The organism is Serratia sp. CY31944 (genome assembly GCF_052169175.1).
In the GTDB taxonomy this organism is placed as follows: domain Bacteria; phylum Pseudomonadota; class Gammaproteobacteria; order Enterobacterales; family Enterobacteriaceae; genus Serratia; species Serratia sarumanii.
On sequence record NZ_JBJNLG010000036.1, the window covers coordinates 1 to 15,361 of the forward strand.

Sequence of the window (15,361 nt, forward strand, 5' to 3'; positions counted from 1 at the left end):
TGTTGAATTAAGAAAAATGATTTGTGCAGTGAAATCAGTTGAATATGATGGGTGTATAGCATTGTTTAATGCAATACTTTATAGGTTTGGATTGAAAAATCTAAGCGCTAATCATATAGATGCAATTCAAGAGGTTTTTTTAAATATAGGGGTTCAAAACAACTATAGGCCGACTAATGATGATGAGGTTCAAGTTTTGACTTTGCATAAATCCAAAGGTTTGGAGTTTGATTTTGTATTTCATGTAGATCTGTATGACTGGATTTTACCGCAAAGAGAGTATATTGAGGGCTCATTTGATGAGGTGTTTACAAATATTCAACAATGTCTGAATCTACATTATGTAGGGGTTACTAGAGCTAAAAACTTTACAGTTCTTATGACCTCAACTCAGCGCTTTAACACCCAGGGTCAATTGAAAAAAGGAAAACCATCCCAGTTCTTTCTACTGGATGGCCTTGAAGGGCTTTATACGATGATTGATAACTGAAATCCTATGTTTTATCTCTGCGCGCAATACTTCCCCCGCCTCGCCTGCGCACTTCATGTGTCGCTTTTCATGCAGTTGCATGAACGGCCGCAGGCCGCGCCAGTACTGGTGCGGCAGGGGATGAAAAGTGCATTTTCTTGCATGCAAAATCATGCACCCTATGCATGCACGCGCAATTTGAGGCTGGCTAGCCAGGAAAAAGGCTGTTTTGGGCGAGGTGAAAAGGGTAATGCCCCGCGATGCTGGCGAGAGCGACGGGGCTGAGGAGGGCGCTTAGTGCAGGGTTGGATTGCTGTTGTAGCGGCGATAACGGTTCAATGTCCGTTTCTCCGGCGGTGGCAGGGCGTTCTCATCGGCCGGTTGTGCCTGTATCGGCTGGCACAGGATTTTATCGACGCTTTCCACCGTCTTGAATGTGCAAGAACAGGTCAGGCTCTGACATTGGTAATACGCCTCTTTTGTCCGCTCCGTGATATAGCGACTGGTGCGAGTATAGGACGCATGGGTGCACAGCGGGCAGCGCATCATGATTTGGCTCCTTTTTCTTGCAGCAGACGGCGTTTTTCCGCCAGTTCTCTTGCCCCACGCATCTGGCGCATTGGGCATCTTTGTCGCTCCCGCAATACGCCGGTTTCTTCCGGTATCGTCAGGCCAATCTCATTAAGCACCGGGTGGTCGATATTTTGCGTAGCCATGGTAGCGCGAATGCGGCCTTGTAGTGCGCCCTGTACCTGTAGCTCAATCATCCTCATCGGATTGTCCGCATAGACGCCGTAAGCCCGTGAAGCCAGTGCACACGCCTTGATAACGTCAGGGCTGATTAGCGCCTTGCTCAGCGCATCCACGGCCTGATGCATCGCGTGAGCTGCAAAGGTCGTGAGGGCGTCTTTGTGCGCGCTCACCACCTTCGGGGCTGTGCCGCCGCAGTTGAGGTGAAGCTGCATTTTGTCCAGCTCCATCTCCTCAATCAGTCCGTCGAACTCTTTCGCCAGCTCCCGCTTGGAAATCCGGCTGTGGTGTTGCGCTTGCGGTTCCGGCGTCATTTCTCCGCGCAGTTTACGAAACAGGGGGCGCCACTGGCTTTCTGCCTCCTGGCTCTGCACTTCGGTGTCTTTCTTCTGTTGGTGGCAGCGGGCAATACCGGTTACGACGTCGGTCAACGCCTGATAGTTTTTGTCGTGGGCGGCGCGAGCGTCACGCAGGGCTTGCAGTTTATCGGTGATGTATTTCGGTAAGGCGGTGGTGCTCATGGTCATGTCTCCGGTGTCAGTCAATGTGAAGCTATTCTGCTGACCGCCGTACAACATCGCCATTCATCCCGGTTGGACTGTCCCCAGGACAACAGCCTTGGGCGCTGATGAGAAAACCATCAAGCCGTTTTTAGTTTTACCTAAAACTATTCACTACTGTTCACCTAAAGAAAAAATATAGATAAATCAGTAAATAATAGGGTGAACAGTTCTCACTAAACTCTTCACCCGGTGTTCACCACTGTTCACCCAGTCCAAAACAGCCTTTTCCCTGGCTAGCGGTGGTTAGTCTGTTTATACCTATTTATTAGCAATGAATTCATTGTTGAAAACTATGGGGTAATGTTGAGGAAGGGGGAGGAGTAGTGAGGATTGCTGAGCTATTATAATTTGTTGTTTTTATAACCATTTCTTGACGAGCCACACAACAACACCTTGTTGCCACCCCGGTAAATATTCACATAATAGGGCGCTACCGAAGTTCACACAGTCCCGGCCAGCGTTGGCCGGACACAAAGAGGTAGCGTTTTATGTTGACCGTTTCCACCCCCGCCCCATCCACTCTGTCGCCGGTGCTTCCTGGCGGTTACACCCCACGCGAGCGCTTTATCCGCCTACCGGAAGTGCTCTACACCACCGGCCTGTCCCGCTCCACCGTGTACGAGATGATGAGCCGCCGGCAGTTCCCGGCCCAGGTCTCCCTCGGCGGTAAAAACGTCGCCTGGCTGGCCTCCGAGGTCGAGCAGTGGATGGATGAACGTATCGCTAACCGTCACCAGGGGGCCGCCGTATGATGCAGCTAACCTTTGGTCGCCAGCATTTCACCCTTGATGAGCGCGACGCGCTGTTTGTGGCGGAAGCTATCCTGTTGCAGCGTAAAGAGCCTGGCGTCGTCTTACCGGAGCACCGCAGTGAAAAACACGGCGTTATTCGTCTGGCGAGTCGCCAGGCGCAGCCGCGCCTGTTCAGTGCCGGGCCGGTGCCGCTGACCTGCGCGGCGGCCGATACCCGCAACGACCCGCTTACCGACTGTTGATCACTATGCGATCGATTGAACGTCCGGGGGCGTCTTACGGCTTGCCCCCACGTCCGGCCCTGCGTTATAGTCCTCCCGCTGCCGCAAAATCGGCAGCCGGGCGTAGGAACCCGTGTATCTCTAAGGCGACACAACACGCGCCAGGCGTGTTTTTTTATGTCGCAGCCTTTGCTTGCTCATTTTTTGCGCGGTGGATGTTATGCTATCGCAGCAGTCAATCAATGGTGGCTCAGGCGGGGCAGCCTTCGGGCTGGCCGGTATTCTTAGAGGCCGGTATTCCTACCCCCGTCTGGGCTACCACCCATAAGTGTAGGAACTTCGGTGGTAGCAATAACCTTTACTCTAAGGAGGCTGCCACCATGGCTACGACCCTCACCCCGACTCACCCTACATTCTGCTATTTGTTTGCGGCCGTACGCCGTTCTGCGCTGACCGCTTCACCGCGTATCGTGCGCACCGTGGCGGATACCGAACGCAACGCCCGCCGCGTGCTGGCCCGTGATTATGTGTTGTCCTTTGCCGGTCGTCTGCCGGTTAAGGCGGCAGCATGAACACCCTGGCCGACCGTTACTACCGTGACACCCATTACCCTATCCCGCACGCCGATTTTCTGCGTCTCCAGCATGCGCACGCCACCGGCGTGCTGTTCCTCGACCTGCTGGACACCCTCGACCTCGGCGGGCAGCGCCCCGATGCCGTGCAACAGGCATCGTTTGCCTCGGTCATTGCCTTGCTGACCGACCAGCTCGGCCACGTCGTCAACACCTGTGAATCCCAAATTCTTGCCCGCATGGAGGCCACCGCCGCATGAATACTGCATCCTGTTTACCGATTGAAGTCCGTACCGCCGTTTTCCGCCGCGCCGTGGCGCAAGCCTATCTGGACACCTGCGCCTTTTACCGGGTGAGCCTGGGTTACACGCTGGACGAGCTGCAGATGACGATTGCCCTGCGTCTGGAAGGGCATTTTGTGCGTCAGTACGGTGCGGAGGATGGCATGGACATGGCGTGCACGATGTTGAGCGACATGGTGCAGCCGGACGTTCTGGTGGCCGCACTGCGCCTGACCGCGCTGGGGCAAAAGATGATGGACGAGCTGTGCTGCGAGCGCCTGTCGGCGGCACAGCACGCTACCGTACACTGAGGAGAAGAGCATGAGCGCCCACTTCGTTTCCCAGACCGTACGCACCGCCACCGGCCACTGGTCGGTGATACTCCCGGCCCTCGGCATTGCCTTGCAGCCAAACGGCAAGCCGCAGCCGTGCCCGACCTGCGGCGGTAAAGACCGCTTCCGTTTCGACAACCAGGACGGCCGTGGCACCTGGTTCTGCAATCAGTGTGGGGCCGGTGACGGCCTCAACCTGGTGGAAAAGGCCCTGTCACTGTCTGCCAGGGCCGCCGCCGAACAGGTGGCCGCCGTGATGGGAGAAAACGCCAACGCTTTGCCACCGGCCGCTGAGGCCGGTCATTCACCACAAGACAAAGCCGAGGCCCAGCGCAAGGCCGCGCGACAGGCACAGGCTCTGGTGGCTGCCGCGCAACCTCAGACCGACAATGCCTATCTGAGCGCCAAAGGCTGGCCGGAGGTGGACGCCCTGACCTTGCAGGGCCAGCCGCTGCGCGTTGGCGGAATAACCTTCCAGCCCGGTGACCTGCTGCTGCCGCTGTACAATGCCGGGGGAGAAGTGGTTAACGTACAGCTGATTAACGCCGCCGGTGACAAGCGTATGCTGGCAGGCGGGCAGGTGAAAGCCGCCTGCCACACTCTCTGCGGCCCGGACAACGCGGTTATCTGGCTCACCGAAGGCTACGCCACCGGCCTCACCGTGCATCGCCTGACCGGCGAAACGGTGTGCGTGGCGCTCAGCGCCAACAATCTGGCGGCGGTGGCAGAGCAGCTGCGCAGCCATTACCCGGATGCACGGTTGCTGCTGGCGGCCGATAATGACCGCAGCGGCACCGGGCAGGCACGCGCCGCCGAGGCGGCCACACTCACCGGCGGTATCCCTGCACTACCGCCTTCGGAAGGCGACTGGAACGACGTCTACTGCCAGCAGGGCGCTGAGTCCACGCGTGCCCAGCTACAGGCATTTAGCCAGCCGCCGCAGCCCAGCCCGTTCGACACGCTGAGCGATGCCGACCTCAAAGCCATGAGCGCCAGCGAGAAGGCCGAGCTGCTAGCCGAACACTACGGCAACACCCTGGCGGTGCCGCCGGTGGGAGAGGAGCTGTGCCGCTATACGCGTGGCGCCTGGCAGGTGCTGCCGCACCGGCAGCTGAGCCGGGAGATTGCCGCGTTGTTCCAGAAGGTGCGCGCGCCGTTCTCCGCCGCCGGTATCAACAGCATTTTGGATACCCTCAAGCTGATGGTGCCGCAGATGGGCGACCCGGCCCGGCGGTTGATAGGTTTTCGTAACGGGGTATTTGATACCGTCAGCGGGCAGTTTAGCGCCCACCGGCAAGAGCACTGGCTGCGCACCGTCAACAGCGTGGACTACACGCCGCCGCGCGCCGGGGAGAACCTAGCCGACCATGCACCGCACTTCTGGCAGTGGCTGACGCGGGCCGCCGGGGGGAGTCACGACAAGCAGGAGCGTATTCTCGCGGCGCTCTTTATGGTGCTGGCCAACCGCTATGACTGGCAGCTGTTCCTCGAAGTGACCGGCCCCGGCGGCAGCGGCAAGAGCGTAATGGCGGCCATCGCCCGGCTGTTGGCCGGGGCGGACAACACCACCTCCGCCACCATCGATAACCTGGAGTCGGCGCGCGAGCGAGCCAGCGTGGTCGGCTTCTCGCTGATTATTCTGCCCGACCAGGAGAAGTGGAGCGGTGACGGCGCCGGTATCAAGGCCATCACCGGCGGCGATGCGGTCGCCATCGACCCGAAATACCGCGACGCCTACGCGGCGCACATCCCGGCGGTGATTTTGGCGGTCAACAACAACCCGATGCAGTTCAGCGACCGCAGCGGCGGCATCTCGCGCCGCCGCGTTATTTTGCCGTTCCCGGAAGCTATTGCCCCCGAGGAGCGCGACCCGTTGCTGCTGGCGAAGATCACCGAAGAGCTGGCGGTTATCGTGCGTCACCTGATGCAGCGCTTCGCCAACCCGAATGACGCCCGCGTACTGCTTCAGGCGCAGCAGAGTTCGGCGGAAGCCCTGGAAATCAAACGGCATGCCGATCCGCTGGTTGATTTTTGTGGTTACCTGACGGTGCTGGGCACCCCGGAAGGGATGATGATCGGCAATGCCAACATCACCCCGCCGAATCCGCGCCGCTACCTGTATCACGCCTACCTGTCGTTTATGGCGGCACGGGGTTATCAGCACGTGATGAACCTGACGGCGTTCGGCCAGGCAGTGCCGCAGACGCTGAAAGAGTATGAGCATACGCTGCTCAAACGCCGCACCAAGCAGGGAATACAGACCAACCTGATATTGAGTGACGAGTGCGAAGCGGACTGGCTGCCTAAGTGCGGGGCGGTGTGACGATGAGCGGGTCGATCGGCCGAGCCGATCAATAGGCCATTATTGATCTGCCGAACCCATTGGACGCTCAATCGCCACGCCGCCTATAGTGGAATTGACCCAAACACATGCAGCAACACCAGGGCATCCTATCGGCCGCTGAACGGCCAATATCATAACGACAAGCGCTCCCCAAACCGGCTCAGGCCGGTTTTTTTGTGTCTGCGATTCAGACTGTTCACTCAGTAGGTGGGTAGTGGTGCGTACTGAAATGGGAACAGCACACCTATCAATGCATTGAAAGAAAAGGAGAGAACTAAAAGGTGTATAAGGTGAACAATGCTCCTATCCCTTCTCAAACCCAGTAAAATCATAATGTAATTAAGAGAGCTGAAGCTAAAATTGGAGCTAAGCGAATATAAGTGCGTATGAATTTCTTTTCGCTGGGGATTTTATGCACGTATGCGTCAATGATGGATATACGTTGTGCCGAGCCATAGATGCGCGTTTGATATAAAACCAGGGTATAGCCCCTATCATACGCTGTATGGCGAACGATAGAAGAACGTCGTTGATTGTATAATTATGGAAAATTTATTCGTTCAAAAATAAAGGATGTTGTCTTACTGAGCGTTTTTGGCTAATGAATTGGCTAAAATAATAATAGGCCATTGAATTTCTCATCACAAACATGCGCTGATTAATCATATCCTATTTTTCTTCATCGCTGACAACATGTTGTAACTTCGTTACGTCCTCGATTTCATTTCCCATCGTTTGTGAGTTTTACAAGCACTGTTTTCGCCGATATCCAAATATCCTCACGTGGCTTATTCATTTTGCGAAACATCGTAGGGGAAACGCCATAGTGGTTTTTAAAGATGCGACAGAAGGCCTGCTGTTCCAGATAACCATATTCAAGTGCAATATCTATAATCTTTCTGTCTGTAGATAAAATCATTTTTGCCGCCTCTGTCATTTTTCTTGATCTGATGTAAGACTTCATCGATATGCCGGCCAAAGCACAGAATTTACGTTGAACATACCATCTGGAATATCCAGTTTTATCAATCAGGTTTATGATGTTTACCGGTTGCCTGAGATGCATTTCCAACAGATTGATAACGCTATTAATAAATATTCTGGACTGTTCAACTTTGCTCATTTCCATTGCATCGGCTCCCGATATCTTCACCTGTTGGTGCTATTGAAATCTCGATTATTGCTTAACTTTGTCAAGATGTTATCAATTTCTGTTTTTTTATTTTTGGGTTAATGCTGTTTCGTTGATAACTATTTGAATTTTAATGTTATTGCATCGTGTTTTTTGTCTTGCTGGTTTTGAATGAAGTCGTGCTGACTTTATTTTTAATCGCCTGATATGTACTATCTTCGTTTTTTGTTTATTCTTTAAATAAAAAAGTGCTAAACTTTATTATATTATTTTTACTTGATTAGCGTGACTGAATAGCAGGTTAATATATGGAAGAAAGAAGAGTTTTAATCATCGAGGACGATATGCATGCTGCAGAAGTCCTGGAAGCTTATCTAAAAAGAGAGTGCTTTGCCGTTGCTAAGGTAGGCGATGGTGTTAAAGGGCTTGAGATGGTTTTTTCCTGGCAACCTGATTTGGTTTTATTAGACGTCATGCTGCCGGGAATAAATGGCAATGAAATATTGGCACGTGTGCGTAGAAAGAGCGATGTGCCGGTCATCATGGTGACGGCAATCGGCGAGATTCAGGATAAGATCTCCTCGTTGAGGCACGGCGTTGATGATTACATCGTGAAACCCTATAACCCGGGAGAGGTGGTTGCTCGGGTTCATGCCGTGCTGAGAAGAGCGACTGCTTTAAATATAAAATCTGAGCTTATTATTTGTGGCCCGGTACAACTTGATGAAGAGGCGATGCTGGTTCACGTCTGCCCCGCCGAAAACATTAAAATTGCAGTGGATCTTACGCCGACTGAATTTTTATTGTTATCCGTGCTAATGCGTGCGCCAAAAAGAGCATTTTCCCGCCAGACATTATTAAATATGTGTTTGCCGGAAAGTGATGCATTTGAGCGGGTTGTCGATACGCATATTTATAATTTGCGCAAAAAGCTCAATTCGGTAGGGGTGGATGATGTACTACTGACCGTTAGAGCGATGGGCTACAGGTATTGGAATAAATGAATAAGAAAAGCAAAAGAGTTTCGCTTTGGAAGTGGATTTGCGTGAGGGTCATTTCCCAATCTGTCGGGGTGATTGTTATTATTGCACTCTGTATGTGGTTGCGCTATGCCATTTATAGTACCTGGGTTTTATATCATGAAATGCCGGCGGATGTCCGAAAGGAATTCCTGCACTTGCTTAATAATCCCAATGAAGATTTGTACAGGTTTTATAGCCTTTTTCACTATTGGTATGGCATTGACTTTGCTAATCCGTCGATCACGTCGGGGGATTGGATTATGCTGGCTATTTTGGTTGTTGTCGCTATACCTCTCATGGTCTTACTGGGGCTCTATATGTCGCGGCCATTGGCGAAGCAATTTTCCTATTTGGTCACTGCCGCGAGAAAAGTCGCCGAGGGGGATTTCTCTGTGCAAGCAAAATTAGAAGAGAAAGCGCCGGAAGAACTTCTTACTCTAACACACGATTTCAATGAGATGACCAAAAAACTGACTTATTATGAAGGGGAGTTGCGTGCTTCTCATATCGCTATGGCGCATGAGTTACGCTCGCCGTTGACGGCTTCCATCGCACGCCTTCAGGGAATTATGGATGGGGTTTTTGAGCCGGACAAGAATCAGTTAGATCTGGTTATGCAGCCCTTGAATAGCCTAAATCGCCTTATTGATGATCTTCAAACGCTGTCATTGTCGCAAGCCGGGGCATTATCATTAGAAAAATACCATGTGAATCTGTGCGATTTGATTCAGGAGCGTTTGCAATGGTTAAAGGCTGAAGCTTCTCAGGGAAACTTCACGATTGAATTTGAATGTCCTGCTCCTGTATTCGTCTATGCCGATCCGTTCCGAATTGGGCAAGTTGTTACGATTCTCATAAAAAATGCAATGCGCTACGCGCATTCCGGCAAGAAACTGACAATCACCGTTAATCATTTTAATAATGAGGCTATCGTCGGTTTTCGCGATTATGGGCCGGGCGTCAGTGAAGCCTTTTTGCCCTTGATGTTCGAACGTTTTTCCCGGGAGGAGAGCTCGCGGTCGAGAAATCTGGGGGGAAGTGGGCTCGGTCTTTCTATCGCCATGGCGATAAGCCGCGAACACGACGGCAGTCTCAGTGCTCAGAATCATCCTGACGGTGGGATGCTATTTCAACTAATTCTTCCAATGAAAATAGAGTCTTGATGATTCCTTGAAAAAACATGGACTAAATCTACACATAAAAAAGGTTTAATTCTTCGACAGACTATCAGGAGAATGTCTTATGTCAGTAGGTTTGTTCAGGTTAATAAGTACGGTCAAGAGCGTGTTTCTATTTCAATATTGGAAACTGTTTATTATTCCCCTGTTCGTTTTTTTGGCGGGATGTGATGATAAAGCAAAGACACAGGAGGTGCCTACACGTTCCGTACGAACGCTTGTCGTCGATAATCCGGTTGGCGGAGTTTTGATAAAGCATACCGGAGAAATTCGCCCCCATGAGGAATCTCAGCTCTCGTTTCGCATTGACGGCCGGCTCCTCAGCCGCCCAGTCGATGTGGGGGACAAATTAAAGGCGGGGCAAACGATCGCGACGTTGGAGCCCAGAAATAACGAGAATCAGGTGCGCAGTGCGCAGGCCGAACTGGCCGGTGCCGTTTCTTCAGAGCGCCTGGCTGCTCTCAATTTCAGGAGGCTGCAATCATTGATCAAAACCGGTGCTATCGCGCAGGCTCAGGTTGATGAAGCGAGGGTCAATCTTGAAGTCGCGGCGGCAAAACGCGTCTCTGCTCAATCGAATTTGAAAATCGCTCAGGAGCAATTGGGTTACACCCGTCTGGTTGCGCCTTCAGATGGCGTAGTGACTTCGGTTAATCTGAATCCTGGACAAACTGTCAGCGCAGGGCAGGGGGTCGTTACGCTCTCACTCAATCAGGGAGTAGATGCCGTATTTGACGTTCCAGAAGCAATTTTGTACAGCAATCTTTCCGATAATAAAGTCAAGATTGCGCTGCTTTCCGATCCTTCCGTCGTGACTGAGGGCGTGATCCGAGATGTGAATCCACAGGCGGATAAGCAGACGCGGACCTGGCGAGTCAGAGTCTCGCTGCCGAACCCTCCAGAGAAAATGGCTTTGGGCGCGACGGTGCAGGGAAGTATCGTGATCCCGGGGCAGGCAGCGTTTGTTCTGCCGGCGTCTGCGATGACCCGTGATGGCGTGGATCCTGCCGTTTTAATCGTTCAACCGGATACATTAACCTTGGCATTGCGCAAAGTTAACGTTACTCGCTATAGCTCCGAGGACGTGTTTATTGCTGATGGCCTCAAACCTGGCGACAAGGTGGTGATCGCTGGCGTGAGCAAGTTACGGCCTGGGGAGAAAGTGAGTTTGGAGGATAAATTCTGATGAATGCCTCTGAACCCGAGAAGTTTAACCTGTCTGCCTGGGCGCTTGCCAATCAGCAACTGGTTGCCTTTTTTATGTTGGTTATCACCATTGCCGGGGTGATGAGCTATTACAACTTGCCGCGCAACGAGGATCCGGCGTTTACCATTAAAACGGCAGTGGTTTCCGCGAGTTGGCCTGGGGCCTCTGTGGAGGATACCGTCAATTTCGTGACCGATCCGTTGGAGAAGAAACTTCAGGAAGTTCCTTACCTTGATTATTTGGAGAGTTACAGCCGGCCCGGCGAGTCGGTTATTTTTATCTATCTGCGTGATAATACGCCGCCGGAGAAAGTGAAAGAACTGTGGTATACGGTCAGGAAAAAAATAAAGGACGTTTCCCCTCAGCTTCCTGCCGGCGTCAGTTCACCTGCCGTCAACGATGAATTTGATGATACCTACGGCACCATCTATGGCTTTACGCGTGAAGGATTCAGCGAGCGTGAACTGCGCGATCTGGTTGATAAAGTTCGCACGGACGTCTTAACGCTACCGGATGTTGGGAAAGTGAACCTGCTGGGCGTGAAAGAAGAGCAGGTCATCTTATCATTCTCACCGCAGAAAATTGCGGGCATGGGGCTGACGCTCGACCAAATCAAGAACGCCATCAGCGCGCAAAACGCCGTGACTCCGGCGGGAGAAATCAGAACCGACAAAGATAAAGTCATGTTGAGAGTCAGCGGCGCTTTCGCATCGGAAGAAAGCCTCAAACAGCTGACACTGCATATTCAGGATAAATTCGTTCCTCTGACGGATATTGCGACTATCTCTCGCGAGGCGGTCGATCCGCCGACGCCGGCCTTCAGAGTTAACGGGGAGTCGGCGATTGGCCTGGCCATCTCCATGGCCCCGACAGGCAATATGCTGGATTTCGGCAAAGCGCTTAACGAAAAGATGGATGATATCTCCAGCCGCTTGCCTGCGGGTATCAACGTGCTGAAAGTGGCCGATCAGTCGACGGTGGTGCATGACGCGGTGGGGAGCTTTATGAAAGTGCTCCTTGAGGCGGTCGTCATTGTGTTGGCTGTGTCTTTCTTGTCATTAGGCACTCGTGCCGGGTTAGTGGTTGCAGCATCCATTCCGCTGGTGCTGGCCATGACGTTTATCGGCATGGAAATTGCCGGTATAGGCATACAGCGTATCTCCCTTGGCGTATTAATTATTGCGCTGGGGTTACTGGTCGATGATGCCATGATCACTGTAGAGATCATGATGTCGCGTCTGGAGAAAGGAGACCCTGTCAAAAAGGCGGCGACAAAAGCCTGGACGACGACGGCTTTCCCGATGCTGACCGGCACATTGGTCATGATCGCCGGTTTTATCCCGGTCGGTTTCGCAACGTCGAGTGCGGGGGAGTACTGTTATTCTCTGTTCATGGTGGTGCTGATCTCACTCATCAACTCCTGGATTGTTGCCGTACTTTTTTCACCGCTGATAGGCGTGTGGCTTTTACCTAAGGTGATGAAGGAACACGCCCATGGTAAAGGTAAAGTCATGCAAAAGTACGAAAGTGCATTGCGATATATCCTTAAGCGCCGAGGGATGACCGGCATCGTGGCGGTTCTGTTGCTGGCCATTGCTTTTATCGGATCCTCGCACATGGAAGAAGAGTTCTTTCCCGCTTCTGACAGGCCGGAGTTACTCGTCAGTCTGACTCTGCCGAGAAATGCCGTGCAGGAAGATACGGCGAGGGAAGCCATTCGCTTGGAGGAAATCCTCAAGAAGGATCCCGATATTGATCATTTTACGACGTACGTTGGATCGGGTGCCGTGCGGTTTTATTTACCGATGGACCTGTTGCTTGATAACGAAAATATCGCTCAATTGGTCGTGGTCACCAAGGGACTTGAAGAGCGTGACGCCGTGAAGTCCAGGCTTGAAAAAATTCTGCAAAAAGATTTCGGCCATCTTGTTACGCGTGCTTCGCCGTTGGAGCTGGGGCCCCCGGTAGGTTGGCCGTTGAAATATCGCGTTTCCGGCCCGGATCTGACCAAAATCCGTGAGATATCCATGGAGTTGGCGGGGAAATTGGGTGACAACCCGCAGACAAGAGAGGTCAACCTTACTGCGGGAGAACCGCAACGAGAACTCTATATAACGCTTAATCAGACGGAAGCGAGGGCCTTGGGATTAAGCTCTCAGGATGTCGCAAGCGCTCTTGCTGAAATGTATTCGGGGTCCGCTGTAACGACGATCAGGGACAGAAACCGCCAGGTTAACGTGGTGCTGCGAGCTTCGGAAAATACGCGGAGAGACATTGAAACCGTCGCGGATTTGCAATTAACGACGGCCGATGGGCGCGTTGTGCCATTAAAGCAGATCGCAACGATAGGCTATACGTTGGCTGAGCCTATTCAGTGGCGGCGGCAACGAGAGCCTTTCATTACGGTGCAAACGGATATTGCGCCAGGGCTGAATGCGTCCGGCGTATCCAAGAGTTTGGCGCCTGTTGTCGATGAATTACGCAAAAGTCTGCCTCCGGGATATCACATTACCGAGGGGGGAAGCGTCATTGAAGCCATGAAAGGCAACCGTTCCGTATTCGCCGTTCTGCCAGTGACCTTATTGGTGATGCTGATCTTGCTGATGGTGCAGTTGCGTAGTTTCTCACGCATGATGCTGGCGCTGTTGATTGCCCCCTTCGGTTTGATTGGCGTTGTCGCCGCCATGTTACCCACCGGAACGCCAATGGGGTTTGTCGCGATTCTTGGCGTGATTGCGTTGGCGGGGATGATTATCCGCAATGCCGTGATCCTTATTGAAGAAGTGGAAATAAACAGGGCGCAAGGTGCGGATAATACTGAGGCGATCGTCGAGGCATCACTGCATCGTTCCAGACCGATACTCTTGACGGCTTGTGCAGCAATATTAGGGATGATACCTATCGCGCATCAGGTATTTTGGGGGCCTATGGCCTATGCCATTATTGGTGGGCTATTCGTTGCCACCCTATTTACCCTGACGGTATTGCCGGCTGCCATCAGCGCCGTTCTGCAATGGGAGAAGTCTCGATAGAACTTACCCCCGGAGATAGCTCCGGGGGGACACTTTAAAAGGAGGTGGAAAGATGTTTGAGTTATTTAAACTTATTGGGCTAGGGTTGGTTTTATTACTGCCGCTGGTAAACCCATTGACCACTGTAGCCCTTTTTCTTGGGCTGTCAGGCGACATGTCTGAACAAGAAAAAAAGAAGCAGTCAGCTATGGCGGCTTTCTATGTCTTTGTGATTATGATGGTTGCATGGTATGCCGGTAAGGCTGTTATTAATACCTTTGGCATATCCATTCCGGGATTACGAATTGCAGGTGGAATGATCGTTGCCTTTATTGGGTTTAACATGCTGTTTCCGCAGGATGTGAATAAGCCTCAAAACGGCGAGAAGGGAAAAACCAAAAATATAGCATTTATCCCCTTGGCAATGCCCAGTACGGCAGGCCCGGGTACCATTGCTATGTTGATCAGTGCCGCGTCGACATTCAGCGCTGAAACATCGCATCTGGATTTGTGGGTCGCCTACACCGCGCCCCCCCTGATTGCGATAGCCATTTCTCTGATTTTATGGGTATCTCTGCGGGCGTCACTGGGTGTTATGAAGCTTGTAGGAACATCTGGAATCGATGCTATTTCCCGAGTGATGGGATTCCTGCTGGTCTGTATGGGGGTTCAGTTTGTTATAAATGGCGTCGTTGAACTCGTCACAATACAATAAACGTGAACGCTTCAGTGTCTGATATGCATGAGGTTGCGCATATCAGACGAGAATAATATCTAAAACCTTATATCTATATCAGTTCTGATAATGCTCTGATGCTCTTGGCTGCCATAACGTTTTTTTCTGCATGGACAACGCTGTGAGCGCCAGCGGTAATGACTGTCGTCATGCTGTTATTTTTTATCAAAAAGTTCCCAAGTAAGATGGGAACTTTTTTTACTTTTTCTTTTATTCTGGTGCGTCGTCAACAGGCCTAATCCCGAATCTGATCCCATCACCATAAGCCGTCACCGGTGCATTATGGCTGTTGATTGCCATTTTAGGGGGACAACACCTTGGCGATAGCCTGGGCCTCCTGCTGCCACCCCTGCGCCAGCGTGCGCACCAGGGCATCATAGCCATCTTCACCCTGTTTCAGCTCCAGGTTGAAAGGCCTTTTGATCAAACGCCCCTGGCGGTTCAGCACCCACTCGCCGCGAATGATTGCTTTCCCGTCAAAGCGGCCGTGGAAGCCGCTGATGGTCACGTTCAGCACATCCTGATCGCTGCTCATCGGCTGCGAAGAGACCACCCACCCCGGCAGCGCGCTGCTCAGGTTGGTGACCAGCGTTTGCTGCAGCTGCTGATCGAGCGGGCTGGCCCACAGGTTGTTCTGGGCTATCACATACTGCACGTCGTTGGTCTGATACACCACGCCGCTCTGCGCCAGATAATCCGCCACGCTCACGTGCTCCAGCCACAGCTGGCGCGTGGAGGCGGCGCTGCTGCCGGCCGCGGCCGGCGCACCCAGCGCCGGCAACTGATAGTAG

At 52.5% G+C, this 15,361-nt stretch carries 16 protein-coding genes; 12 read left to right on the forward strand and 4 right to left on the reverse strand.

The features are described from left to right. Positions 1-490, forward strand: a 490-nt coding sequence (locus ACJ8IN_RS24190; RefSeq protein WP_442519549.1) for a 3'-5' exonuclease, incomplete at its 5' end; no start/stop codon positions are given. 273 nt (positions 491-763) lie between these two features. Here the strand turns inward: ACJ8IN_RS24190 and ACJ8IN_RS24195 are convergent. Beyond that, positions 764-1,018: an ogr/Delta-like zinc finger family protein gene (locus ACJ8IN_RS24195; RefSeq protein WP_047569171.1), complete on the reverse strand. Its 255-nt coding sequence runs from the start codon at positions 1,016-1,018 to the stop codon at positions 764-766. Further along, positions 1,015-1,740 carry a hypothetical protein gene (locus ACJ8IN_RS24200; RefSeq protein WP_047571686.1) on the reverse strand — a complete coding sequence of 242 codons (726 nt, stop codon included), beginning with the start codon at positions 1,738-1,740 and terminating at the stop codon, positions 1,015-1,017. Before ACJ8IN_RS24200 ends, ACJ8IN_RS24195 begins: the two co-directional genes overlap by 4 nt. Positions 1,741-2,270: 530 nt before the next feature. On the opposite strand from ACJ8IN_RS24200, the gene ACJ8IN_RS24205 reads away from it, so the two are divergent. Genes ACJ8IN_RS24205 through ACJ8IN_RS24230 form a run of 6 tightly spaced genes read left to right on the forward strand, consistent with a single transcriptional unit; the run spans position 2,271 to position 6,263 of the window. Further along, positions 2,271-2,534: a helix-turn-helix transcriptional regulator gene (locus tag ACJ8IN_RS24205; protein WP_046897663.1), complete on the forward strand. Its 264-nt coding sequence runs from the start codon at positions 2,271-2,273 to the stop codon at positions 2,532-2,534. Continuing rightward, the gene (locus ACJ8IN_RS24210; protein WP_033635644.1) at positions 2,531-2,776 is read left to right on the forward strand and encodes a hypothetical protein; all 246 of its coding nucleotides are present in this window, start codon (positions 2,531-2,533) and stop codon (positions 2,774-2,776) included. The genes ACJ8IN_RS24205 and ACJ8IN_RS24210 overlap by 4 nt, the downstream gene beginning before the upstream one ends. 5 nt (positions 2,777-2,781) lie before the next feature. Further along, on the forward strand, positions 2,782-3,327 hold the full coding sequence (locus ACJ8IN_RS24215; protein ID WP_046897664.1) for a host cell division inhibitor Icd-like protein: 546 nt from the start codon (positions 2,782-2,784) through the stop codon (positions 3,325-3,327). Continuing rightward, positions 3,324-3,587, forward strand: coding sequence for a hypothetical protein (locus ACJ8IN_RS24220; RefSeq protein WP_015376559.1), 264 nt, complete (start codon positions 3,324-3,326; stop codon positions 3,585-3,587). Before ACJ8IN_RS24215 ends, ACJ8IN_RS24220 begins: the two co-directional genes overlap by 4 nt. Beyond that, the gene (locus ACJ8IN_RS24225) at positions 3,584-3,919 is read left to right on the forward strand and encodes a DUF5375 family protein (protein WP_047569163.1); all 336 of its coding nucleotides are present in this window, start codon (positions 3,584-3,586) and stop codon (positions 3,917-3,919) included. Before ACJ8IN_RS24220 ends, ACJ8IN_RS24225 begins: the two co-directional genes overlap by 4 nt. A gap of 10 nt (positions 3,920-3,929) precedes the next feature. Continuing rightward, the gene (locus ACJ8IN_RS24230; RefSeq protein ID WP_047569161.1) at positions 3,930-6,263 is read left to right on the forward strand and encodes a primase-helicase zinc-binding domain-containing protein; all 2,334 of its coding nucleotides are present in this window, start codon (positions 3,930-3,932) and stop codon (positions 6,261-6,263) included. Between the two features lie 742 nt (positions 6,264-7,005). Here ACJ8IN_RS24230 and ACJ8IN_RS24235 read toward each other — a convergent pair. Further along, the gene (locus ACJ8IN_RS24235) at positions 7,006-7,413 is read right to left on the reverse strand and encodes a helix-turn-helix domain-containing protein (RefSeq protein WP_052133461.1); all 408 of its coding nucleotides are present in this window, start codon (positions 7,411-7,413) and stop codon (positions 7,006-7,008) included. 311 nt (positions 7,414-7,724) lie between these two features. Here ACJ8IN_RS24235 and ACJ8IN_RS24240 point away from each other — a divergent pair, with 311 nt between their 5' ends. From ACJ8IN_RS24240 to ACJ8IN_RS24260, 5 genes are all read left to right on the forward strand, one after another. Then, positions 7,725-8,420, forward strand: coding sequence for a response regulator transcription factor (locus ACJ8IN_RS24240; protein ID WP_308325452.1), 696 nt, complete (start codon positions 7,725-7,727; stop codon positions 8,418-8,420). Then, positions 8,417-9,601, forward strand: coding sequence for a sensor histidine kinase (locus tag ACJ8IN_RS24245; protein ID WP_033645089.1), 1,185 nt, complete (start codon positions 8,417-8,419; stop codon positions 9,599-9,601). The genes ACJ8IN_RS24240 and ACJ8IN_RS24245 overlap by 4 nt, the downstream gene beginning before the upstream one ends. Before the next feature lie 79 nt (positions 9,602-9,680). Further along, the gene (locus ACJ8IN_RS24250) at positions 9,681-10,802 is read left to right on the forward strand and encodes an efflux RND transporter periplasmic adaptor subunit (protein ID WP_047569157.1); all 1,122 of its coding nucleotides are present in this window, start codon (positions 9,681-9,683) and stop codon (positions 10,800-10,802) included. Beyond that, entirely contained in the window at positions 10,802-13,855 is a 3,054-nt protein-coding gene (locus ACJ8IN_RS24255; RefSeq protein ID WP_442519550.1) for an efflux RND transporter permease subunit, read from the forward strand. The genes ACJ8IN_RS24250 and ACJ8IN_RS24255 overlap by 1 nt, the downstream gene beginning before the upstream one ends. Before the next feature lie 52 nt (positions 13,856-13,907). Next, the gene (locus ACJ8IN_RS24260) at positions 13,908-14,549 is read left to right on the forward strand and encodes a MarC family NAAT transporter (RefSeq protein ID WP_033645085.1); all 642 of its coding nucleotides are present in this window, start codon (positions 13,908-13,910) and stop codon (positions 14,547-14,549) included. Positions 14,550-14,871: 322 nt separating this feature from the next. Here ACJ8IN_RS24260 and pqiC read toward each other — a convergent pair. Continuing rightward, on the reverse strand, positions 14,872-15,361 hold a 490-nt coding region (gene pqiC / locus ACJ8IN_RS24265), incomplete at its 5' end, for a membrane integrity-associated transporter subunit PqiC (RefSeq protein ID WP_442519551.1).

Excerpts from the sequence above, each read along its gene's own strand:
- ACJ8IN_RS24215 (WP_046897664.1), top strand. The coding sequence starts at position 2,782 with ATGCGATCGATTGAACGTCCGGGGGCGTCTTACGGCTTGCCCCCACGT.
- ACJ8IN_RS24220 (WP_015376559.1), top strand. The coding sequence starts at position 3,324 with ATGAACACCCTGGCCGACCGTTACTACCGTGACACCCATTACCCTATC.
- ACJ8IN_RS24245 (WP_033645089.1), top strand. The coding sequence starts at position 8,417 with ATGAATAAGAAAAGCAAAAGAGTTTCGCTTTGGAAGTGGATTTGCGTG.
- ACJ8IN_RS24205 (WP_046897663.1), top strand. The coding sequence starts at position 2,271 with ATGTTGACCGTTTCCACCCCCGCCCCATCCACTCTGTCGCCGGTGCTT.
- ACJ8IN_RS24260 (WP_033645085.1), top strand. The coding sequence starts at position 13,908 with ATGTTTGAGTTATTTAAACTTATTGGGCTAGGGTTGGTTTTATTACTG.
- ACJ8IN_RS24195 (WP_047569171.1), bottom strand. The coding sequence starts at position 1,018 with ATGATGCGCTGCCCGCTGTGCACCCATGCGTCCTATACTCGCACCAGT.
- ACJ8IN_RS24225 (WP_047569163.1), top strand. The coding sequence starts at position 3,584 with ATGAATACTGCATCCTGTTTACCGATTGAAGTCCGTACCGCCGTTTTC.
- ACJ8IN_RS24210 (WP_033635644.1), top strand. The coding sequence starts at position 2,531 with ATGATGCAGCTAACCTTTGGTCGCCAGCATTTCACCCTTGATGAGCGC.
- ACJ8IN_RS24250 (WP_047569157.1), top strand. The coding sequence starts at position 9,681 with ATGTCAGTAGGTTTGTTCAGGTTAATAAGTACGGTCAAGAGCGTGTTT.
- ACJ8IN_RS24230 (WP_047569161.1), top strand. The coding sequence starts at position 3,930 with ATGAGCGCCCACTTCGTTTCCCAGACCGTACGCACCGCCACCGGCCAC.
- ACJ8IN_RS24240 (WP_308325452.1), top strand. The coding sequence starts at position 7,725 with ATGGAAGAAAGAAGAGTTTTAATCATCGAGGACGATATGCATGCTGCA.
- ACJ8IN_RS24235 (WP_052133461.1), bottom strand. The coding sequence starts at position 7,413 with ATGGAAATGAGCAAAGTTGAACAGTCCAGAATATTTATTAATAGCGTT.
- ACJ8IN_RS24200 (WP_047571686.1), bottom strand. The coding sequence starts at position 1,740 with ATGAGCACCACCGCCTTACCGAAATACATCACCGATAAACTGCAAGCC.
- ACJ8IN_RS24255 (WP_442519550.1), top strand. The coding sequence starts at position 10,802 with ATGAATGCCTCTGAACCCGAGAAGTTTAACCTGTCTGCCTGGGCGCTT.